We start from the raw sequence: 21,926 nt of genomic DNA, 5'->3' as shown, positions 1-21,926 counted from the left end.
CAGCGTAACGAATTACCGTGCGCGTTGCAAAGCGGAGAAGGCCGGGTCTCATCCTGCCAAATTCAGATCGGCGGTTAGAGTCAGTCCCTCCAACGCACACCAATCAGCACAGCCTCTTCGTGAACGACGCCATAACTCTTGTGCAGGAGTTTCACGTTTATTTCGTGCGCAGAGGCGAGCCCCACGATGCCGGGGGTTTGGGTCGCAACACCCTTGTCGCGGAGTGACGGGAACTCGACCTCGCATACCTCGATATTCGACGCCGCGATGGGCGTGACGCGGTAATACTTCCAATCGTTCGTGAAATTTGAGTCATTGTTCTTGTCAACGTAAATCAAGTCGCAGCTCATTCATCACTTCCTGTCAAGGCTTATCGCCTTCGCGCTGGCGAACGCCGAGCGGAACTCTCTCGCATTTCCCGAAACTTGCGACCTCCGAACGATAGGTTGAATCCAGATTCAGCGCCTCAGCCGCCCATTTGTACCGCAGAGTCTGCCAATTTATCGTGAATTTAATCCTAACCAGCGTGTGCTTATCCAACATTCGCTCGTCGCTGACCCATGAACCCTCGTCCTTCCTCAGGAGTTCGTCACTCTGCCACGGAACCCCCTTATCGTAACCTTGAACCATGAGGAATCCTTTTTTCATGAGCAGTTGAGTTGACTTCGGCAACTTGCTAAACGTGCCGTCCGCAGTCATGGATTCCCGAATGTATTTGCCCTCCCCAAAAATGAAGAATGCCTCAGCCTTTGGATCGTCCTCGAAGCACGCGTAGCCGTCGGCCAAGCGGTCTAAACCCCCGGCGGCGTAGAGCTCTTTATAGTAATCGCGCGCAGTTAACTTTGTTTGTGCGTAAGAGGGCATCGCGACCAACGCGCCGAACAGCAAGCCAATGATGATTTTGGGAATGCTGGGCATAGGCTCGCTCCTTTTCCGGATAAAGCCTATTTTAGTGTCAGCCCAAATTCATGCCCAAACTATTTCGTCCGCCGTAACGTATCGAAAAATATGCCGCTACGGCTAAGCGTCGTAGTCCAGCTGGATCTCGTCGGGATGGGTCCGCACGCGAATCGCGCGCGTTGCTTTTGCCTTTTCTAGCCACTCGTCACTTTCTTTTACTTGGGTTCCCAGAATTCGATCCGATTGCCCTCCGGATCCGTCGCCCAACCGAACTTGCCATACGGAGCGTCTTCAGTTTTATCGTCCACTTGCACGCCTTCGGCTTTCAATTCAGCGAGCAGCCGATCCAGGTTCGCCACGCGATAATTGATCATCAGCGGCGATTTGCTCGCGCCGAAATTTGTCGCCGTCTGCGGGAATACTGCCAAGACAGTGCCGCCGGTTTTCGAGGGATTATCTTTTTCGAGCCACTCGAACTGATGGAATGCGCTCCCGCCATAGCTTTGAAAATCAATTCCCAGGTGCTCGTGATACCACGCTGCCAGTTTCTCAGCGTCATTCGCCTTGAAGAAAACGCCGCCGATGCCCGTCACGCGCACGTCCTTGTTTGCTTCTGCTTTTGCGTTTCGCTTTGCCTGCACCATCATGCCCACTGCAAAACTCGCCGTCATCGCCGCCGATACGAGGCCGAAACTGATCGCTGTCATTTTCATTTCCTCCTCCAAAAAGAACGGGGAGTCGAAACTCCGACTCCCCGAAATCGTTCGCTGCCTTCTGTTTTTCGCTAACCACTCGCCACTAACCACGAGTCACTGCTGTTAGATGTCGTAATACAGCTGAAATTCGTACGGATGCGGCCTCATCCGCACGGCATTCACTTCGTTTTTCATTTTGTATTCGATCCACAAATGAATCAGGTCTTCGCTGAAGACGTCGCCCTTGAGCAGGAATTTGTGATCTTTTTCCAGCGCGCGCAGCGATTCTTCGAGCGATCCCGGCATGGACGGCACATTCTTCAATTCTTCCGGCGACAAATCGTAAATATCCTTGTCGAGCGGCTGCCCCGGATCGATTTTATTCTCGACGCCATCGAGCCCGGCCATCAGCATCGCCGAATACGCCAGATACGGATTGCACGACGGGTCCGGCGGCCGGAACTCGATGCGCTTCGCCTTCGGGCTTGCCGAGTACATCGGAATGCGCACCGCCGCCGAGCGATTCCGCCGCGAGTACGCCAGATTCACCGGCGCTTCGAAGCCCGGCACGAGCCGCTTGTACGAATTCGTCGTCGGCGCGATCAGCGCGGCGAGCGCCGGCGCGTGCTTCAGCAGCCCGCCGATGTACCACAGTGCGGTCTGGCTCAGTCCGGCGTAGCCATCTCCGGCGAAAAGCGGCTTGCCCTTCTGCCACAGCGACTGGTGTGTGTGCATGCCGTTGCCGTTGTCCTGAAAAAGCGGCTTCGGCATGAACGTCACGGTTTTTCCGTATTGATGCGCGGTGTTGCGGACGACGTATTTGAAAATCATCATGTTGTCCGCGGCTTTCAGCATCGTGTCAAATTTGAAATCGATTTCCGTCTGTCCGCCCGTGGCGACTTCGTGGTGATGGCATTCGACGTTGATTCCGCACGTTTCCAGTTGCAGGATCATATCCGTGCGCAAATCCATGTAGTGATCGGTCGGAGGAACGGGGAAGTAGCCTTCCTTGTAACGCGGGCGATATCCGAGGTTGTGTTCCGCGCGGCCCGAATTCCAGCGGCCTTCCTCGGAGTCGATGAAATAAAATCCGTGCTGTTCGCGCTGCTCGAATCGTACGTTGTCAAAAATAAAAAACTCCGCCTCGGCGCCGAAGAACGCCTGGTCCGCAATTCCCGTGAATCCCAGATACGCTTCCGCCTTGCGCGCGATGTGCCGTGAATCGCGCGGATACGGCTGCTTCGTCATCGGGTCCACCACATCGGCGAGCATCACGAGCGTCGGCGTGTCGCGAAACGGGTCCATGAACACCGAGCTTGCGTCCGGTATCAACAGCATGTCCGATTCGTGAATCGATGCCCATCCGCGAATCGAGCTGCCGTCCATGCCAAATCCATCCTCGAACGAATGCGCGCTCAGTTCGTGGATGGGGAAACTGATGTGGTGCCACACGCCGGGAATGTCGATGAAGCGCAAATCCAGAATTTTGGCATTGTGCTTCGCGGCGTAATCCATCACTGATTTCGGATCCATATTCCTCCCCCGCAGATAAGCTGCGGCGCTTGAATTTTAATCGGCGACGATAGCTCAGTGCCTCTTCCGCGTCAAGCGGGCGCCGCACACCTCCGCTCGCGCCTCGCCCTCCATTTTGGCCCGGCCATCTTTCCGCGCTTCCATCTCCTTCTCGCGGAGGTTTTTCTTCTTTCGCATTTCTGCGCCGCGTTGGCGGTTTCAGCACCGCCAAAGACTCTGTTTATTGCAGTACATCGAATTCCTCCCTAATCTCCATTCACGCATTTGCTTTCCAAATCTCGTGGAGGAATAAAGATGAGTGCAACCCAGGCCCAGGCCGGTCCCCGGCAAATTCTATGCGGTGGCAAATCCGCTGTGCGCAACACGTTGCTGTCGCTGCTGATCGTTTTTGGCGCAGCCGCGCTGCTGGCCGGATGCGAAAACTACAAAGCGCGGCAAGAAATGATCTCCCGCGGCGCGGCGGACGTCATGCCCTATGCCGACAGTGACGTCACACTGCCCGACGGAACCAAAATGCATCTCACGCGCGTCGCCGGCAGCAACGATTACACTTTCACCGCGCACAGCGATTCAAAAACACCATGGAACGATTGCGATACAAATGACAACGGAACCGGCTCAGGCACTCTGCGTTTCATGCATCTCCGCGACGATATTTACGCCATTCAGCAGAAGTGCGACTCCGAAAACATCTGGACCATCAGCTTTTTCCGCATTCAGCAGCACGATTTCAAGGAGCTCGATTTCACCGATAAGGATATCGACAAGCAGCTGGACCTCGCAAAACAGCACAACGTCCGAATCGACGTTGCCGACGGTGATATCGTCTCGAGCATTCTCTCCGGCTCGGAGAACGACATTACCGCGTTCCTCCGCGACCATAAGCAAATGACCTTCGAGGACGCGAAATCGAAGAAGGACGACAGCAACTAGCCATATCGTCTTTCTCGTGCTCGTATTTTCGCGAGCGCATCTCGCGGGCCGAAATGTGTCCCGATTAGAAACGGCCTGCGGTGAGTGTTTTCAATCATTTGCGGGCTCGTCAGTTGGCGCTAGTGTCCCGATTAGAATTTCAGCAGAAGAAGGGTCCGGAGAAGCCGCTGGAGGCCCCGGCTCGGCGAGCTGAGAGAGCGACGGCTCTGACGGTGCAAGAGGAAGGTCGCGCGAAGTGTTTTCCACTGAATCGGTACGAGGCGCGAAGGAATGAATGTGATGGACAACGGTGCGCTTGGCGGGTTCGATCCATTCGCCATCTTCGGTGATGTGCGCATAAATGCGCATGGCGCGAAGGATCGTTTCGCCGGAGGGGCTGATGACGTCGGCGTTTTCCAAAATGCGTTCGGCAAGACCGCGGAGATTACGGCGGCGACGTCTGCGGAGGCCAGTGGCCTGGGCGTGACGGTAAATCGCCGGGCGACTGGGCAGGTCGTAATCCTGCTGGATGTTCGCCGGCGGATGCCATTGGAGGAATTCCTCTTCAATGTCTTCGCGCTGCGGATGGTGACAGATGGCGCATTTGCGGGAATGACGCCGGAAATTGGAGTTGTTGTGGAGATCGGAGCGAGAAGGTTTGCGACGCATGGGAGGAGCGGCGTTCTGGATCGAGTGTGCGGGACGGGTAGCGGCGGATTCGGCGGGAAGCAGCTTGAAGACTTTATCGCGCAGGGCGATGGCCTCTTCGAGAACTTTGGTGTTCGCGTTGCTTCTCCCGAGGCGTGGCTGGCGGCGAATTGAGCGCCGGGTAAAGCGTGAAGACTTTGGCATGGCAGCCCTCCTTGGGCAATTTCGAAAAAAAAATCGCCTCGGCACCTTACCGAGACGATTGACACAACTCATCAATCAGTTTGCGGGAGAGCTTATGCGTCCGGGGAATCCGGAGCAAACGGCCCAGCCGACAGATATCAACCTATACACCCACAGCTTACCATAAGATTAACTATCCGTCAAGAGAATTCGGCAACAAAATGACAGCCTAATTATTCGAACGGAGTGAGTGGTTTGCGCTTCCGAGCCCTTCTCTGCGTTCGTGGGCTTGGCCATTTGTGGAGTCGCGCAGTTTGTGCAGGCCGACGGATGGAACTGGGAGCTTTTTCTGGTCGAGCGGTATCAACGCTCATGATCTCACCTGTTCGCGGACGCTGGAACTCCTCTTCCGTCATGATATTTAATTTATCGCGGGGTTAGCGTCTTGGCTTTGGCATTGAACGGAGCTAAAAGAAAAACCCCATCCTCTGCGTCATGCGCAAAGGATGGGGCAGGGGAAAGCTCAAAAAAACTAGAGCCGGAAGCTGAAGCCGAGCGAAATGATCGGGTAAAACTTGAACGCGGTCAGGTCGTTGCTGTACTTCTTCCGCTGCGCCGCCAGGTTGGACTGCAATCCCGGGTCCGTCGCGGCATTAATCGTATTTACGCCGGCGACGCACGGATACGAAGTGCAAGCCGTTCCCGCGAGGTTCATGCCGATCGATGGCGAGCCCTGGAACGCCGCGCCCACTTCGAAATTGACGCTGACGCGATGCTTCCCGACGAGGTTGCCGAGGCCCAGCGTTGCTGTCGGCGCGGCCTTATTCAAGCCGAGCGTTGCATTGCCGGTAATCGGATTCGTAGGATCGCTGTAATAGGTCGTGCTGTTGAGCTTGAAACTACTGCCGCCGGGCACTGTGAGGTTACCCGTGGCCTTGTTGTCGTTGTAGAAAAGCGCGCCACCGCTGATGTGCAGCGGGCCGATGAGGAAGTAATCCACATGGCCTTCCACGGAACGCAACTGCAGGCTGGCGTCGGCGGCGAAGCCATTGGTGTTGAACGTGCGGCTGTAGCTGAAATCGTTGAAGCCGCCGCGAATATTGAGATGCGGAATAATTTTGTAGGCGGCTTCGATGCCCGCGCCGAGCGTCGAAACTTTTACGCCGATGCCGATGCGCGAAAGAATCGGCACACCGGGCGGCGGAGCTGGCGCCGAAGGCGTCAGAGCCAGCGACGGAGCCGCAAGGGAATAGAAGCTGTAATCATCGGCAACGAGTGGCGATGCCGGAACAAGCGACGAAGATTCATTCGCGTTGAGCGATGTAATCGTTGCGCTGGCGGCAATCGACGATTGCGCGAAGCAGCTCGCCGGAAGAAAGATGATGCACCCGAAAAGCAGTGCAGTGGCATATACAGAAAATTTTCGCAAGGCTGGGTCTCCGTTTAGTTTCGAATTTTACTCACAAAAATGGCCCGCGTTCAGCAGGGCCCCGACAACCATGATGCTGCGAAATTACCAGAAAATGGGCGTTTTGTGACGAAAGCGAGCGCGTTTTGTGACGCTAGAGTAAACGCGAAACCCGCGCGGAAGCCAATACAGCGCGGCAAAAAACTTCCCAACGAGGCATCAGACGCCAAATTGCCGCAAATGGTGATCGAGATGTTTGTACATCAAGACGGCCCACTCCTGCGGCGTCAACCGGCCAAAAAAACTGTGCGGGTGCGTGGTGCATCCTGCCGGGCCGGCAGCGGCGAAGCGTTCGACCAATGCGGAGAGGCGCTCGCGCTGCGCTGCGAAATCGGGGTTGTCCTTAATCAATAGGCTCTTCATCGTAGATGAATTTTTCCGCAAAGGCTCGCCGTCTTTTAGAGCCTTTGCCTTGGCAAGCGATCCCAGAATGCGCCCAATCAGCATGCGTGGCGGGCGCAGGTCTCCCATGGCCATCTCCACACCCAGCGAACAATGCGCGAGCATCTGCGCCGGGTGCATCTTGCCCCACTGCCGCTGGCTATCGGGCTTCAACTGGAGGATTCGCTTTCTGATTTCTTCAACGCTTAATGGTTCGAACAGGTTTTTCGAAACCATTACCTTCTCCTTGAAGCTCGTGACGCCCGCGCAAAACCAGAGCGTCGGGCACCTAATCGTAATATTCGGCGCCGAGGTGGGTGATGAGTTCTTCGCCCATCATCCAGCGCAGCGTGTTTTTCAGTTTCATCAGCTGGATGAAGAGATCATGCTCGGGATACAGCTCCGGCGCGCACATGGGCGATTTGAAATAGAAGCTGAGCCACTCCTGAATGCCGCGCATTCCGGCGCGCTGCGCGAGGTCGAGAAAGAGCACGAGATCGAGCACGATGGGCGCGGCGAGAATCGAATCGCGGCACAGAAAATCCACTTTGATCTGCATGGGATAGCCGAGCCAGCCGAAAATGTCGATGTTGTCCCAGCCCTCTTTGTTGTCGCCGCGCGGCGGGTAATAGTTGATGCGCACTTTGTGGTAGAGATCGCCGTAGAGTTCGGGATAAAGCTTGGGTTGAAAAATATATTCGAGCGCGCCGAGCTTAGATTCTTCTTTGGTTTTGAACGAGCCGGGATCGTCAAGCACTTCGCCGTCGCGATTGCCGAGAATGTTGGTGGAGAACCAGCCCTTCACGCCAATCATGCGCGCCTTGAAACCGGGCGAGAGAATCGTCTTCATCAGCGTCTGGCCGGTTTTGAAATCCTTGCCGCAGATGGGAACGTTTTTTTCTTTGGCGAGTTCGACGAGTGCAGGAAGTTCGGCAGTCAAATTCGGCGCGCCATTGGCGAAGGGCACGCCCTCCTGAATCGCGGCGTAGGCATAGAGCATCGAGGGCGCGATGGATTCGTGATTTTCCTTCATGGCGCGCTCGAAGGAAGCGAGCGTGTCGTGGATTTTTTCGGGCTTGAGAAAAATCTCCGTCGAAGCGCACCAGACCATGACCGTGCGGTCGACTTTAGATTTTTTCTTGAATTCGCGGATGTCGTCGCGAAGCTGTTCGGCGAGATCGAATTTATTCTTGGCGTGCTTGACGTGCGTGCCGTGGAGCTTCTTGACGTAGTTCTGATCGAAGGCCGCCTTCATAGGCTTGATGCCGTGAAGGAAAGGCTGAACTTTGGAAAGATGCGAATCGTCAAGGACGCCGGCTTTTTTCGCGGCTTCGTGGGCCGTGTCGGGGAAAATGTCCCAGCCGCCGAAGACGAGATCGTTCAGGTCGGCAAGAGAAACAAAGTCGCGGATTTTCGGCGCGCGATTTTCGGTCCGTTTGCCGAGGCGAATCGTTCCCATCTGCGTGAGCGAGCCGATGGGCAGCGCCGCGCGTTTGCGCACAAGCTCGACGCCAGCCATGAACGTGGTGCTTACCGCGCCGACGCCGGGCGTCAAAACGCCGAGCTTGCCCTTGGCGGGCGCGATCTTTCCAGGTTTCCGCATTCCTATCTCCTCAGTGAAATAAAGTGCAGGCGCGCAAAACGCTTATGAAAGAAAAGCGCCTGTCAAGAAACTAAATATGATGCGCGAAGCGAGATGGATTTGCAATTCGTTTCGGCGCCAAGCGACGGACACGGCGGCAAACGGGCCGCCCACCCGGGCAAAATTCGATCCATTGATTCGACAGGAGAAAAGGGATTTTGCCGCACCGCGGAACGACGGTGAATGGCGACAGTTTCGCACTTGGAGGAACAAACGAGAAAGGATTTGCGAACCGGAGTCAGGTTTGCTGTTGTTCGGCAGCCGGCTGAGCCGCACCGGACGGCGCGGCCGCGTGAAGACCTCCTCCAAAGCCCTGCTTCAGCAGCTTGAAAATCGTGCGGCGATTTTCAAGAATGGATTTCAGCCATGCGAAACGGCCCATTTGCGGGAAATAAATTCCGCGGAAACAAAGGCGTGCGACAAGAATATTGATGCGATAACCGAGCGGCTTGTGGTTGATCGAATCCACGGCTTTTTCAATGGCCTCGGGGCTGTAGGAACTAGACCATCCCTTGCGAACTTCTTCGTGAGCTTCATCGATGGTTATCTTCAGCGGTGTATGGGCCATGGCGAAAGGAATGAACTCCTGCCAGTGCTTGACACGCGTGAGGCGTCCCGCGGCTTCGAGCCTCTTGTAAAGGGGCGTGGCAGGCAGAGGAGTCAGCAACCCAAAAATGGGGAGGCCGGGGGGCCAAGTGCGGATTTCCTTTAAGGTGCGGTCGGCCACGCCGGGAGTGTCATTGTCCATGCCGAAGATGAAGGAAGTGATGGCAAAAATGTTGTGGCGGGCGAGGCGGTCGAGGACGACAGCATATTCGGCGGGTTTGTTGAAGCCCTTTTTGACGTCAGCAAGGTTGGCGGGGTCGATGGATTCCATTCCGATGAAAATCCACTTGCCGCCGGCGGCGGCGATGAGGCCCACGAGTTCTTCGTCGCGCAGGAGATTGGCGCTGATCTGCGCGACCCAGTGCACCTGGGCGTTGGCGGCGATGATGTCGCGCAGGAGGGACTTCGTGCGCTTCAGGTTGATGGCAAAATTGTCGTCGATGAAAAAGACGGCGATCTGGCCGCCTTCTTCGCGAGCACGCGCCTTGAGAAGCAATAGCTCGTTGACGACACTTTCATTGGTGCGAAAGCGAATGGAGTCGCCGAAAAATCCCGTGACGGTGCAAAACTCGCAGCCGTAGGGGCAACCGCGGCCGGATTCGACGGGAATAATGCGAAACGTTCCCCAGCCGGCGCCGACGCGCTTGAGCAGAGGCTGCAACACGCGCGGAAGCAAATTGAATTGTTCCAGCTTGATTTTGTCCCAGGGAATCACCGGGTAAGGTTGCAGCGCAGGTTTGCGTTCCTGGCCAAAGTCGTCGACGGGGGCGTAGATATCTTTGAGAGAGCCGCGTGCCGCATCTTCGACGATCTTGGGCCATGTCTCATCAGCCTCGCCAAGAGCAACGGCGTCGGCGTGACGCGAGCCGCCGTCGCGGCCAAGCGCCTCATGGGCCATTTCGGTGACGTGCGGGCCGCCCATTACGACTTTTACGCCTGCGGCACGGACGGCGTCGGCCATGCGATAAGCCTTGGCGATCATACGAGTCATCGCACCGATGCCCACGAGACCGATATTATTTTCGCGCACATAGCGGGCGATGCTTTCTTCGTCCATGGGTTGCGCGTTGCCGTCAATCAGCACGACTTCGTGGCCAGGAGGAGTGAGCGACTGGAGGAGAAACATCCAAAGGTGCGGCATGAAGTTGCGGGTAACACCGTTGTCTGGGTTGTACAATAAAATCTTCATGGAATTCTTTGCAGCACGTGTGTGCGCCAAATCAAACTCACGGTCCGGCATGGCCCATCCGCGAGAACCAAGCGAATTCAGTGAATTGCGCGATTGCTCGACTTAACGAAATGCCACGCAGCGCGGGCGGGAATTTAGAAATTGGTTCGCGCGGTGGCCTGCATTCAAGTTACGAAGCAATCATATTCCAGAATTTGGAGAAAGAGGAAATTAATATTCCTGTTGAAGTGCCGCTTGGTCAACCTCGTATGCATATCGCTTCGAGCCGATGCGCGAGATTTCCGGCACGAATCGGTGTGAACGGACCGAGGGATGAAGATCAGACAGTTAGAGGGTTCAGATTGGCAGAATACCGAGCATACAGAGAGGGCTCAAAGAATGATGAGTACGCCGCTAGTTTTTGCGCGGGCGACCGGGACCGATGTGCTCGATGCCGGACGCGATGCAGAGGAAAACCAGAATGGCTGAGACGGTCAGGATGAAAATATTGCCCATTGCAGCCTCTCCCTAAAGAGACAGAGGCAATAAGAGCAAATGGGGTACCTTGAGCAAAGGAATTCTAAGTCGCTGATTTGATGGAGGAAGACGAAATTTGTCAGCGAAAAAAGTGTGTGCGGATGGCGACAGCACGGGCACGCGTAGCCACAAAGGAGAAAAAGTTTGCGCAAGGGTGAGAGCAATGGCTGCCGGCGAAAAGAGCGATTTTGTGGCGGCGCGGAGCGGTGAAATTGGGCCGTGGTAAGATGCGATTGAGCGCGAGAAATCGCGAAGAATTGGTGACCTTGAGCCGGGGAAACAGGTGCTGAAGCGATTCGAGCGAATCATTTTTGCAGTTGCGGGCGTGATGGCGCTGGCAGGCGTGATGGTTAGCGCGGGAGAGAATGTGAGCGCAGCGGGAGCAGCGAAGAGCGTGGATGCGATACGCGTGACGATGCTGGGAACAGGGACGCCGTATCCGAACGCAAAGCGATTCGGAGCGGCGATTCTGGCCGAGGAGGGAGGGAAACGACTGCTCTTCGATTGCGGGCGCGGCGCAGTGATTCGATTGTCGCAAGCGGGAGTGAAAGCGAACGAGATTGACGCTGTGTTTTTGACGCACCTGCACTCGGACCATGTCGTAGGGCTGCCGGATTTGTGGCTGACAGGATGGTTTCTGGGGCGGCAGAAGTCGCTCGAACTCTTTGGGCCGAGCGGAACGCAGAGCATGGCGGAACATTTGGCGGAAGCGTTTGCAGGAGACATCGCGGTGCGCGAGGCAGCGCCGGAGAATTTGCCGGCGAGCGGCGTGGCAATCGATGCGAAGGATATCGAGCAGGGAATTGTTTATGACAAAGGCGGAGTGCGAGTGACAGCATTTCTGGTGGATCATGGGAACGTGAAGCCGGCGTTCGGGTACCGCGTGGACTACGGCGGACATGCGGTGGTGATTTCGGGCGACACGAAATTTTCGGAGAATCTGATCCATTTTGCGCACGGCGCGGATTGCGTGATCCATGCGGCGTGGAGCGTGGGAGCGACGAACCCAACGCCGCCGGCACAGCGTACGATTGCCAGCGCGGAAGATGCGGGGCGCGCATTCGCGGAAGTGAAGCCGAAGCTGGCGGTGGTCTATCACTACAAAGATGCGGCGGGGATTGCGCAGGCGGTGCGGACAGAATATGCGGGGCCACTCGCCGTCGCCCAGGATTTGACGGTGATTGATGTGGGCAAGGAAGTGACGTGGCACGCAGCAAGCCGCAGTGACGGCACGGGAGTAAATCCGTGACGGCCGGAGCGCGATGAGTTTTCCTCGCCGGAGACTTTACCTAGCGGGCATCGAGGCGGAGCGCTTTTGGCTGAGATAATCGGCGACAATCCACGCCGCTCCGGCTATCGCAAGATTCTCCAAATTCTCGGACCAATTGAAAATGTTATGTACATTTCCAAAACACACGGGCAGCCAAATCAGTACGCCGAATCCGATGAGCATTGCGGTAGTCAGCTGGGCAGCGAGAAGAGCGAAGCGCGCGGAAAGCAAAGCGATGGCGGCGAGGATAAAAGCAGCCGTGGTGGCCCAGGCCCAGAAATTTTGCCCGAGCGGAATCCATTTTGGAACAAGCTCTGCCGTGTGAGCGAAGAATTCCACTTGCTCCAATGCGAAGGAAATCAGGCAAAGGGCAAAGGAGATGCACGCGAACTGAGCCAACTTTGTTAGCTGCTGCGAGGCGCTGCGACCAAACGTGGCGTAGACGATGAGCGCTCCCGCAGCCTTGGAAAATGGGTAGAAAAATGCGCCCCAGGTGTAATAGACGCCCGGTTTAGCGACGATGTCGGGTATCCAAGACAGAGCGATGAGAGAGAAGAGGATGCCGAGGGCGATCGCTCCGGCGCGCGCCGTTTTGTCCCATTGAATCGCCAAGCCGGCGAGAATTTCGATGGCCGCGGCAAGGTACATGAGGAATCCGTGGTGGGAAATGTTTGCGATCGACTGGGTCTGTTGCAGCACGAAAAAGCCGCGCCAAGCGAAGGTGAAAATGCCGAAGATGATGGCGGCCAATCCGAATACGTGACGCCCGAGATAGATTTTCATGGTGTCATCCTAGTCCAAAGATCATCGTGCAAAAGAGTGTCCCATAGCTTGCTGAAAAATTATGTCTCGCTCAAGAAGGCGCGGAGGGCGAGCTCGTGAGAGCAGTCTGCCTGACGCTGCGCGCCAAAGCCCAGGGCCCTCCCCAGAGAGAAACGGCAATGAGAAAACTGGACATCAAGGAAACATGATTATTGCGTCCGGCCATGACGTAGGTGCCAAGGACAGAAGGAAGATGCAGCGTGAGCACCCAAATCATGTACATGAGGCCGATGCAGGCGGTGCTCCAGCGCACGAGAATGTTGGAGGCAAGGCTGATGCCGGTGGCGATGAATCCTGCGCCGAAGAAGGCGATCCAGAAGACGTGCCAGGGAATCCAGCCGGGAATGAGCGCGGCGATGGGGCGAAGCGCGAGGAAGTGATCCACGCCAAAAATGATGAACGAAATGGCAAGCAGATAACGAGCGAGGCGCTCAAGGCCGGCGGGAATTTGGTCAGCGCCGGGAAGAAGCCAGGCGATGCAGGCCAGGGAAAGAGGCTCGAAAACAAGAGTGCGCAAGCCGATGCTGCCGGGGAGAGCGGCGTTGCGAGGAACGTCGAGAATTAGCGCGGCGAGAAAAAGGAGAGAGCCGAGCGCGAGCGCGGAAGGGCGCAGCGTGCGGCGTGGGAGCAGGCCGAAACCGAGCAGAGCCATGACGATTCCGAAGGAGTAGGCGAGCCAGGGAATTGGCGGGAGCCAGGGCAGAACAGAGATTGCGGGGAAACGAGGATGGGCAGGCAGGGGATAGAGGAAAACGGAAGTGTGCGCGCAGACGACCGTTTCAATGCCCAGAGCGGCGATGGCCAGCGCGTAGATGGGGTGGCCGAAGACGAGAACGAAATCGAGGGGCGAGGACGCTGAAGAGACAGAATCGGGCATTGTTTATTCCTTCTCCCCGGGCAGAGCCAAAGTGATTGGATTACTTTGTTGTGTCAAGGCTAATGACCAGGAAAGTGGGTAGTGGGCGAGTTTGAATTTTGACTCCCATCCCCCAGGCTCGGCTAGCCGCCGACCTGGGAGGCCCCTTTTTTTGTGTCACGATCAAGAAAATTCAAACTGGCCTACAACCGGAAAGTGGAAGGCATTGACAGAGAAAACCTGCGACGACCAAATGGCCGCGACGATGGCCGCCATTTGCGAACTCCGCGAGAAAGTCACGCCGAATAACTAAAGCTCAGTGGGCAAGCGCGTCGCGATTCGCCTTGGCCCAATCGCTATCCTTCGGCACTGCCTTCATGGGTGGCCCGCCTTCGGTTCCGCAGGAGCACGGACCTTCGGTCTTGGCCTCGGTCATACAGGAGCAAGATTTGTTCTTCAGGCAGGCGCAGACGTAAACGACTTTGCCTTTCGGCTTCATGTCGTTCATCGACTGATCCTGCGCCCCGATGCTCACGGGAATGACAGCGAGAGAGGCGAGCAGGGCGAGGGCCACGATGGCCGCCTTGAGCTTGCCTCGAAGAATGTTGCGCATGAGACTCCTCCTCGCTCCGGCCGGGGAAGGCAGATCGGAGAAAATGGCAGCGAGCCGATCGAGCCGGAGCGTACGGCGAGGAGGTTGCCGGAGAAACCGGTGATATGCAATATCCACTTGACGCTATTTTGATATAGCCATTATGATTTCGCGAAAATGAAGAGAGTCCCTTCGATCATTTCGCCGATCCTTGCGGTCACGCGAAAGGCGCCCAAGTCGCTGTACAGGCAAGTGTATGACGCGTATCGCAAGGCCATCCTGGAAGGGAATTTGCGGGCGGGGCAACGGGTGCCGTCGAGCCGCGTGCAGGCCGCAGAGCTGGGAGTCTCTCGGATTCCGGTGCTGAATGCCTACGCGCAACTGCTGGCGGAAGGATATTTCGAGAGTCGAGTGGGCTCGGGCACAGTGGTTTCGAGATCTTTGCCGGAAAGAAGCGGCGCGGGGCACGGGAGGCCAGAGACACCGGCCATGATAGCGCCCGCGCGCAGAGCAGCGTCGAGACGATGCGCGAAACTCCCCGCGATGGATCCTATCTTCACGCGGCGAAGCGTGGGACCGTTTCTCGCCAGCCAGATCGCTGCTGAGTATTTTCCATTGCGGACATGGAACAGACTGGTGACGCGGCACGCGCGACGGGCCGACGCGGGAAGGCTCGATTACGGCGATCCGATGGGATTACGAGAACTGCGCGAGGCGATTGCCGCGCACTTGAGGACCGCGCGGGGCGTGCGCTGCGAACCCGGACAGATCCTGATGGTCACCGGTTCGCAGCAAGGGCTGGCGATAACGGCGCGAGTGCTGCTCGATGCGGGGAACCGCGTATGGATGGAAGAGCCGGGATATATGTATGCGCGCAGAGTGTTCGAGTTCAGCGGCTGCAAGATTGTGCCGGTTTCCGTGGATGGTGAAGGCTTGAACGTCGGCATGGGCGTGAAACGATGCCGCAAAGCGCGCGCGGCGCTGGTGACACCCTCGCATCAATACCCGCTGGGCGTGACGATGAGCGCGTCGCGGCGGCTGCAATTGCTGGATTGGGCGGAGAGCAATGGGTCGTGGATCATCGAGGATGATTACGACAGCGAGTACCGCTATGAAAGCATGCCGGTGACGTCGCTGCAGGGATTGGATCGCAATTCGCGCGTGGTGTACATCGGGACATTCAGCAAGGTTCTCTTTCCGTCGTTGCGGCTGGGATACGTGGTGGCGCCGGAAGACCTTGTGGAGAGATTTCTTGCGGTGCGGTTTGCGATGGACATTGGGCCGGCGACGTTTCCTCAAGCGGTGCTGGCTGATTTCCTTCGCGAGGGGCATTTTTCGCGGCACATCCGGCGGATGCGCGCGGTCTATGCGGAGCGGCGAGGCCTTTTGATCCAGTGCTTACAGGGGGAGCTGGGATCGCGCGTGGAAATCGGAGGAGCGGAGGCGGGGATGCACTTCTGCATGATGGTGAAGGGAATTTCGGATCGAGAAGTCGCGGAGCGCGCTGCGACGCGGGGAATTGCGCTGGTGCCGCTCTCACGGCTTTATTTTGGCAAGGCCAAGCGGCAAGGATTTATTGTGGGTTTCGGCAGCACATCTACGGAGCAGATACCTGGAGCGGTGCGAAAATTGCGGGAAGCAATTGTGGGCTGACGATGGCGACTGCTTGTCTGGAATCTACGTGTGGTCGAGGCGAACGGAGCCGAAGCCGGTCTCAATGGTGATGTCGGGGCCACCGGAGCCGATGCGACCGCGCAGGGAAGAATGCTCGACGGATCGGGTGATGGCGATGGGGAAGTCGGAAGAGACGCGGCCCATGCCGGTGTGAGCATCGAGATAGGCATTGAGGCCGTCGGGCAGACCGAGGCTGACGTCACCGAAGCCAGAGGAAAGCCGCCAGTCGTCGGAGATGCGCGAGCCGGAGTCGGCCCGAGCGTGGATATGGCCGAAACCAGTCTTCAGTACGAGGGCATTGAAATGACCTTCGACGGTCATGTCGCCGAAGCCCGTATCCGCGTGAAGGCTGCCCTGATAACCAGCAAGGTGAATACCACCGAAACCGGTGCTGACGCGAAGCTCGGCCTCGAGCGGGTCGGCGAAGAAATCGCCGAAACCGGTTTCGAGGTCGAGATGCGAGCCGGTGGGAACTTGCAGATTGATTTGAACTCTGTCGGTGTGCCAATGGAAGAGAGAATGGTCTTCATTCGGCGTGCGGACGCGCAGGTCGAGGCGTTGAGAATCCTGAGAATCGGAAATAGATACTTCGGAAGAGTCGATGCGCCAGCCTTCCGTGGTGACGACAGCGCGAACGGAATTGGCAGGGCCCTGCGTAACGTGGACGCTGCCGCGGTCGGCGATGAGATGGAATTCCGTGGAAGCGGAGACGGTCCAGGTCTTGGACCATTCGTGATCGGATTGCGAATCGGCGGCAGCGGGACGAACGGCTGAGACGAGCGCAGCGAAATAAAATATTCCGAAGAGAAGAGCCGCTTTACGCATGAGAACCTCCTGGCCAGCAAATCAGAAAAACCAAAAATGATGAGTCCCGCGACTCGGTTTCTGCCCAGACCAAAATTAAATTTTCTCGATATGAATCGAGCCGTCGCCAGTGCGAATCATCAGCGGCGGGCCGCCAGCGCCGATTTTGCCGCGAATCGTCGAGCCGGAAATCGAACCCTGAACGGTGACGGGAAAGTCGAGACTGATGTGGCCGTCGCCGGTGTGCGCGTCGAGATCGGCGTTCAATCCATCGGGGAGACGCAGGGTGATACTGCCGTCGCCGGAGCGTAGCGACCAATCGGATGAAATTTTCGAGCCGGAAGCGGCTTCGACAACGACGGCGCCGTCGCCGGATTCGAGATTAAGCACATCGAAACGGCCGTGAACTTCGATGTGGCCATCTCCAGAATCGGCGCGAAGCGAGCCATCGAGATCGCTGGCGGTGATGCGGCCATCGCCGGAATGAAGGCGGAGCTCACCCTTGAGGCCATTGGCGTCAATGTTGCCGTCGCCGGTGGAGATGCGGAGCTGGCCGTGAAATGGCTGCGAGGTGACGCTGCCGTCGCCGGTTTCGACGTCGAAATCGGCTTCATGAGGAACGCGAAGTTCGATGCGCACGGAGCGGTCGTTCCAGCCAAAAAAGAAATGCATGGTGGGGACGTGGACGTCGATGTTGATGTCGTTGCCGGACTGGCTTTCGGTGATTTTGACGCCGCGGTCGCCGATGGTCCAGCCGCGCGTGGTGACGTGAGCGTCGATTTGGCCGTCGGTGGAAGCGTACAGGTCGACGTGGCCGTCATTTGTCGTGACGCGGAGATTTGGACGGCCCGAGAATTTGTAGGTCTTCGACCAGTTTGTTCCCCCGGGCTGCGCTTGCCGCGGACCTGGGAGCCCTTCTGTGGCGTGGACCGATGAGGCCATGGCCAGCGCGACAAAGCTCAGCGCTGTGGCAATGCCGCAAATAGACAAGCGAAATTTCCGCATAGTCCCTCCCGTCACACACTAGTACGCAGATGGTAGCGAAAAAGTTCAGCGGTTTGCTACGGGAAGTGCGGGAGCGTGAAGCCGGGCGTCCAGGTCGCGATCAAAAGCCGCGAGCCCAGAAGGCTCATGTCGTCTTTCAAAAACCAGTTAGGCAGCGCGTGCTTTTTGCGGCCGGCGGCTGGCTGCGAGATGCTGCCATGCAATCACAAAAGACGGCAGGAAGCATGCGACGGCGATCGTGCTCCAAACCACCTCGGCCAGGCCGAGCATTCCCGCAGCCGCGACGGCCGGAATGGCAATAATTACGCGGACGACGACAAATACGGCGGCGAACGGATAGCTGCGAATCATCCATTCGCGATGCTGACTGATTCTTCCGGTGCGCACACAGTAGAGCGCCGTGCCGGTGGTGAGAATCCAGCCGCTGGCCTGAATCACTGAGGCCATCAGCAGCGTGGGAATCGGCAGCCTGGTGGAAACGACGATGGCAACTGGAGCAGCAAGCGCAACGCAGGCAACGTAAATCCGCCCCATGGCGCGATGCAGCGTGAGGAAGCGCGTTCGCAGTCGGCTGGAAAACTGAAAGATACCCAGGAAAAGAGCGATGGCGCCGGGAACGCCGTGCAGAAACATCAGTGGCGCAATCGGCGAGTATCGCTGGCGCAAGAACGAATTCGCCTGGAGCAAGAAACGATCTCGCGTGATCCAAACAATGACGATCATCGCGACGAACACGATAAACATCACGTGCTTGGCTTGAATTAAACGACTCCGTGGGCCCGTGGTCGCGGCTGGTGTGGCCATGGCACCTCTGCCTTCTTTTACGTCAAGTAAGCTGCCTTGGGAAGAATTCGTGCGGGTATATGTAGCAGAGGCTTGTTGCGAAATCAACAAAATCGTTTGCAGGAAAAGAGTGAGGATGTCAGCGAGCTATTTCGCTCCGAATTTCAGGCAGATTTGCTTTTTGCGGCGGCCTGAGCGCGGGCGTCGTGCGGTTTGGGGCGCAAGGCGGCGAGGAATTTTTTGAGCGGGAAGGTGTTCACGACGTCGTGAGCCTCGAGCCAGCCACGACGAGCAGTCTGGACGCCATATTTCATGAGATCGAAATGCGCGGTGGAGTGCGCGTCGGTGGAGATGACAACCTTGACGCCGCGCTGCTTGGCGAGGCGCAGATTGGCGTCGCGAAAATCGAGACGCTCAGGAGCGGCGTTGCATTCGACGACGACACCGCGCTTCCGGCAGGCGTCGAGGACTTTTTCGATGTCGTAGTCATACGGTTCGCGCTTAAGGATGAGGCGGCCAGTGGGGTGCGCGAGGATCTGCGTATAGGGATTTTCGACGGCGGCGAGGATGCGGTCGGTCATTTCGGCGCGTTCGAGATTCATATAGGAGTGAATGGAAACGAGAACGATGTCGAGCTCGGCGAGGACTTCGTCGTGGAGATCGAGCGAGCCGTCCTTGAGAATGTCCACTTCGCTGCTGGCAAAAAGGCGAATGCCGCCGACGCGTTTTTCGGCTTCGCGGATTTTTTTGATTTGCGCGAGCGTGCGCTTTTCGTCGAGGCCGTTGGCGACGGTGACGGCTTTGGAATGGTCGGTGAGAGCGATGTATTCGTAGCCGAGGTCGCGGGCGGCTTCGGCCATTTCCTCGATGGAATTGTGGCCGTCGGAAGCGGTGGTGTGCATTTGCAGGTCGCCGCGAATATCGTCGAGAGTGACGAGTTTGGGAAGCGTGCCTTTTTCTGCGACTTCGATTTCGCCGGTGTTTTCGCGCAGCTCGGGCTCGATGTAAGGCAGCTTGAGCTTGGCGTAGATTTCCGCTTCTGTTTTGCTGGCGACGTGGCGCTCGGCTTTGAGCGTGCTGAGCGCGTATTCGTTGAGCGTGTAGCCCATGGCGTTGGCGCGGCCGCGGAGAGCGACGTTATGCTCCTTCGAGCCGGTGAAATAGAGGAGCGCGGCACCGTGGCTTTCCTCAGCGATAGCGCGGACGTCGACTTGCATGCCGTTGGTGAGCAAGAAGCTGATTTTATTTTCGCCGTGCGCGAGAACCTGCTGAATGGGAGGAAATTTCAAAATGTGATCGAAGATGGCGTCGATGGCCTTCTGCGAGGGACGGCCGGCGGGAATGACGAGGAAATCGAGATCGCCGATGGTTTCTTTGCCGCGGCGAAGCGAGCCGGCGGGCGTGACAGATTCGATTTTGCCGCCGAGTTTGCGGATGTACTCGGCGACTTCGGCGGCGGTGTTGGTGGCGACGTCGAGACGGACGCGGCCGCTGGAGCGCTGAAAGAATTCGATGGCCTTGAGAATGTTCTCTTCGGTTTTTTCGCCGAAGCCAGGAATGTCGCGGAGTTTGCCTTCGCGGGCGAGTTTGGCGACGTCTTCCACGGAACCGGCCTTGAATTTTTTCCAGAGCAGCGCGACTTTTTTCGGGCCGATGCCCTGAAGCGAAAGAATATCGAGGATCGTAGCGGGATATTTTTTCAGGAGTTTTTTGCGGAGGCTGTAGTCGCCAGTGGCGAGGATTTCGTCGATGTGATCGGCCATGCCTTCACCGATGCCGGGAAGCGAGGTGAGCTTGGCGCGATCCTTGGCGAGTTCTTCGACGTGCTCGGGGATGCTCGAAAGAAGTTCGGCAGCTTTTTCGTAGCTGCGATAGCGGCCGATGATGGCACCGTCGATTTCAAGGAGCAGGGCGGTCTCGTGGAGGATACGGGCAATATCGCGATTTTCCATGAGGGAGATTATAGATGGGGAGAGGCGAAAAGGGGAGTCAGGGACCCATCCTAGGCAATTTCAGTCAGAGTTTGAGGACGTTGGAGGCTTGGTCGCCTTTGGGGCCGGGGACGATGTCGAATTCGACGCGGTCGCCTTCGCGGAGGGTTTTGAATTTTTCGCCGGTGATGCTGCTGTGATGCACGAAAACGTCAGGGCCGCCGTCGTCGCGGCCGATGAAGCCGAAGCCCTTCGCGTTGTTGAACCACTTCACGACGCCTTGCATGGGAAACAGTTTACAAAAAGCAGTGGCGAGTGGCGAGAGGTCATCTCATAAATACCGAGAGGCGATCAAACGCTTTACTTCAGGGGCTAAAGCCCCTATTTCTCAGGCGCTTTATGTCGGAGCTAAAGCTCCGACCCCCTGAAAACCTTTTACGAGATGGCTTCTAGTGGCCAGAAAAAGCAGAAACACGGAGCACGCGAGGCGAGATTCTTCGCTGCGCTCAGAATGACAACGGAAGGCAAGGTGCGTTGAACACGGCATCCGGCGAGGCTGAGGGGCGGTGAAATCTGCGCTACAAACGGCAACCGCGCTGCGCGCGACCCAAGGGTCGCCCCTACGAAAGGCCAATCCGCAAACAGGCGGCGCCTCTGCGAAAGGCGAAACGCCAACTTCTGTACACAGATCAAGTCACTGCCACGTGAAGTCAGCCGCGGAATGACAGGCGAGCGAGCCTGTCAGCGAGAACGGATTTTCTTTGCGCGGGGCTTCGCATGGGCGATGCAGAAGCGAAAGTAATAAAGGATGCCGGCGATGGATTTGGCGTCGCGGAGTTTGCCCGAGCGAATCCAGCGATCGAGTTCGCGAGGCGAAAAAGCGCGGACGGTGATGCGTTCGTCGTCTTCCGGCTGGGCATCGCCAGCACGAAGGCCGCGCGCGACGAAAACAACCATGCCTTCGCTGACGAATCCGGGAGTGGGATAGACGTCGAGAATTTTCTGCCAGCGGCGCGCGGTGTAGCCGGTCTCCTCGAGAAGCTCGCGCTTGGCGCCGGGCAGAGGAGATTCGCGCGGCTCGATGCGGCCGGCGACGAGTTCCCAGAGAAAATCGCCGACGGAGTGACGATACTGGCGCACGAGAATGATCCGGCCGTTGTCGAGGACGGGAAGAACGACGACGGAGCCGTTGTGGACGACGAGGTCGCGTTCGGCGTGAATGCCACCAGGTTCGAGAACGCGGTCGTGGCGGACGTCGAAGACCGGGCCGCGGAAAACAGTGCGGCTAGAGAGAATTTTTGCGCGAGAAGGCACGGCCAGATGATAGCAGGATTCTGGAAGCTGGAGGCTGGAGGTTAGAGACTAGACAAGAAAAGGCTCTGTTGACATCCTCGCTACGGCGATGAAAATTCGAGATATTCGGCGCTGGTCCATTGTTGTTTGCTATCGAAGCAGGAGGTGCGATGGCCGAAGTCGGACTCCTGCCTTTTTCTCGCATCGCGCTGGCAGTGGCCAA

At 57.4% G+C, this 21,926-nt stretch carries 21 protein-coding genes; 4 read left to right on the top strand and 17 right to left on the bottom strand.

From position 1 onward, the window contains the following. Positions 1-80 precede the first annotated feature (80 nt). The 4 genes from VGR81_05110 to glnA all read right to left on the bottom strand — a co-directional run bounded on the left by VGR81_05110 (position 81) and on the right by glnA (position 3,128). The gene (locus tag VGR81_05110) at positions 81-350 is read right to left on the bottom strand and encodes a hypothetical protein (protein HEV2288315.1); all 270 of its coding nucleotides are present in this window, start codon (positions 348-350) and stop codon (positions 81-83) included. Positions 351-363: 13 nt separating this feature from the next. Continuing rightward, positions 364-918 carry a hypothetical protein gene (locus VGR81_05105; GenBank protein ID HEV2288314.1) on the bottom strand — a complete coding sequence of 185 codons (555 nt, stop codon included), beginning with the start codon at positions 916-918 and terminating at the stop codon, positions 364-366. Positions 919-1,115: 197 nt separating this feature from the next. After that, entirely contained in the window at positions 1,116-1,613 is a 498-nt protein-coding gene (locus tag VGR81_05100; protein ID HEV2288313.1) for a VOC family protein, read from the bottom strand. A gap of 105 nt (positions 1,614-1,718) precedes the next feature. Then, the gene (glnA, locus tag VGR81_05095; protein ID HEV2288312.1) at positions 1,719-3,128 is read right to left on the bottom strand and encodes a type I glutamate--ammonia ligase; all 1,410 of its coding nucleotides are present in this window, start codon (positions 3,126-3,128) and stop codon (positions 1,719-1,721) included. 294 nt (positions 3,129-3,422) lie between these two features. Here glnA and VGR81_05090 point away from each other — a divergent pair, with 294 nt between their 5' ends. Together VGR81_05090 and VGR81_05085 are read left to right on the top strand one after the other, a co-directional pair. Further along, positions 3,423-4,061: a hypothetical protein gene (locus VGR81_05090; GenBank protein ID HEV2288311.1), complete on the top strand. Its 639-nt coding sequence runs from the start codon at positions 3,423-3,425 to the stop codon at positions 4,059-4,061. Positions 4,062-4,340: 279 nt separating this feature from the next. After that, positions 4,341-4,862 (top strand): hypothetical protein, encoded by a 522-nt coding sequence (locus tag VGR81_05085; protein ID HEV2288310.1) that lies wholly within the window; start codon positions 4,341-4,343, stop codon positions 4,860-4,862. A 541-nt stretch (positions 4,863-5,403) separates the two neighbouring features. Here the strand turns inward: VGR81_05085 and VGR81_05080 are convergent. The 4 genes from VGR81_05080 to VGR81_05065 form a co-directional block, all read right to left on the bottom strand. Beyond that, on the bottom strand, positions 5,404-6,300 hold the full coding sequence (locus VGR81_05080) for a hypothetical protein (GenBank protein ID HEV2288309.1): 897 nt from the start codon (positions 6,298-6,300) through the stop codon (positions 5,404-5,406). A 198-nt stretch (positions 6,301-6,498) separates the two neighbouring features. Then, positions 6,499-6,957, bottom strand: a complete 459-nt coding sequence (locus tag VGR81_05075; protein HEV2288308.1) for a DUF1569 domain-containing protein — start codon at positions 6,955-6,957, stop codon at positions 6,499-6,501. 52 nt (positions 6,958-7,009) lie between these two features. Then, entirely contained in the window at positions 7,010-8,323 is a 1,314-nt protein-coding gene (locus VGR81_05070) for an inositol-3-phosphate synthase (protein ID HEV2288307.1), read from the bottom strand. A 277-nt stretch (positions 8,324-8,600) separates the two neighbouring features. Further along, positions 8,601-10,157, bottom strand: a complete 1,557-nt coding sequence (locus VGR81_05065; protein ID HEV2288306.1) for a radical SAM protein — start codon at positions 10,155-10,157, stop codon at positions 8,601-8,603. A 799-nt stretch (positions 10,158-10,956) separates the two neighbouring features. Here VGR81_05065 and VGR81_05060 point away from each other — a divergent pair. Next, positions 10,957-11,922, top strand: coding sequence for an MBL fold metallo-hydrolase (locus VGR81_05060; protein ID HEV2288305.1), 966 nt, complete (start codon positions 10,957-10,959; stop codon positions 11,920-11,922). A gap of 36 nt (positions 11,923-11,958) precedes the next feature. On the opposite strand, the gene VGR81_05055 is transcribed toward VGR81_05060, so the two are convergent. The 3 genes from VGR81_05055 to VGR81_05045 form a co-directional block, all read right to left on the bottom strand. Beyond that, a complete protein-coding gene (locus VGR81_05055; GenBank protein ID HEV2288304.1) occupies positions 11,959-12,726 on the bottom strand; it encodes a hypothetical protein in 768 nt (255 codons plus the stop codon). 70 nt (positions 12,727-12,796) lie between these two features. Next, positions 12,797-13,642: a hypothetical protein gene (locus tag VGR81_05050; protein ID HEV2288303.1), complete on the bottom strand. Its 846-nt coding sequence runs from the start codon at positions 13,640-13,642 to the stop codon at positions 12,797-12,799. 295 nt (positions 13,643-13,937) lie between these two features. Continuing rightward, positions 13,938-14,234, bottom strand: coding sequence for a hypothetical protein (locus VGR81_05045; GenBank protein HEV2288302.1), 297 nt, complete (start codon positions 14,232-14,234; stop codon positions 13,938-13,940). Between the two features lie 156 nt (positions 14,235-14,390). Between VGR81_05045 and VGR81_05040 the strand changes: the two genes are divergently transcribed. Next, on the top strand, positions 14,391-15,866 hold the full coding sequence (locus VGR81_05040) for a PLP-dependent aminotransferase family protein (protein HEV2288301.1): 1,476 nt from the start codon (positions 14,391-14,393) through the stop codon (positions 15,864-15,866). A 24-nt stretch (positions 15,867-15,890) separates the two neighbouring features. Here the strand turns inward: VGR81_05040 and VGR81_05035 are convergent, their stop codons facing one another. The 6 genes from VGR81_05035 to VGR81_05010 form a co-directional block, all read right to left on the bottom strand. Further along, positions 15,891-16,712: a hypothetical protein gene (locus VGR81_05035; GenBank protein ID HEV2288300.1), complete on the bottom strand. Its 822-nt coding sequence runs from the start codon at positions 16,710-16,712 to the stop codon at positions 15,891-15,893. A gap of 75 nt (positions 16,713-16,787) precedes the next feature. Further along, entirely contained in the window at positions 16,788-17,696 is a 909-nt protein-coding gene (locus tag VGR81_05030) for a DUF4097 family beta strand repeat-containing protein (protein ID HEV2288299.1), read from the bottom strand. Between the two features lie 147 nt (positions 17,697-17,843). Next, positions 17,844-18,500: a DUF2306 domain-containing protein gene (locus VGR81_05025; protein ID HEV2288298.1), complete on the bottom strand. Its 657-nt coding sequence runs from the start codon at positions 18,498-18,500 to the stop codon at positions 17,844-17,846. 143 nt (positions 18,501-18,643) lie between these two features. Beyond that, positions 18,644-20,431 carry a DNA polymerase/3'-5' exonuclease PolX gene (gene polX, locus VGR81_05020; protein HEV2288297.1) on the bottom strand — a complete coding sequence of 596 codons (1,788 nt, stop codon included), beginning with the start codon at positions 20,429-20,431 and terminating at the stop codon, positions 18,644-18,646. Between the two features lie 64 nt (positions 20,432-20,495). Further along, a complete protein-coding gene (locus VGR81_05015) occupies positions 20,496-20,705 on the bottom strand; it encodes a cold shock domain-containing protein (GenBank protein HEV2288296.1) in 210 nt (69 codons plus the stop codon). 446 nt (positions 20,706-21,151) lie between these two features. Beyond that, positions 21,152-21,724 carry an NUDIX hydrolase gene (locus tag VGR81_05010; protein HEV2288295.1) on the bottom strand — a complete coding sequence of 191 codons (573 nt, stop codon included), beginning with the start codon at positions 21,722-21,724 and terminating at the stop codon, positions 21,152-21,154. Positions 21,725-21,926 lie beyond the last annotated feature (202 nt).

Source organism: Candidatus Acidiferrales bacterium (assembly GCA_035934015.1).
Lineage (GTDB): Bacteria > Acidobacteriota > Terriglobia > Acidiferrales > UBA7541 > DAHUXN01.
Note: the sequence above shows the minus strand (reverse complement) of the source record. Positions and strands in the feature narration are given on the sequence as shown.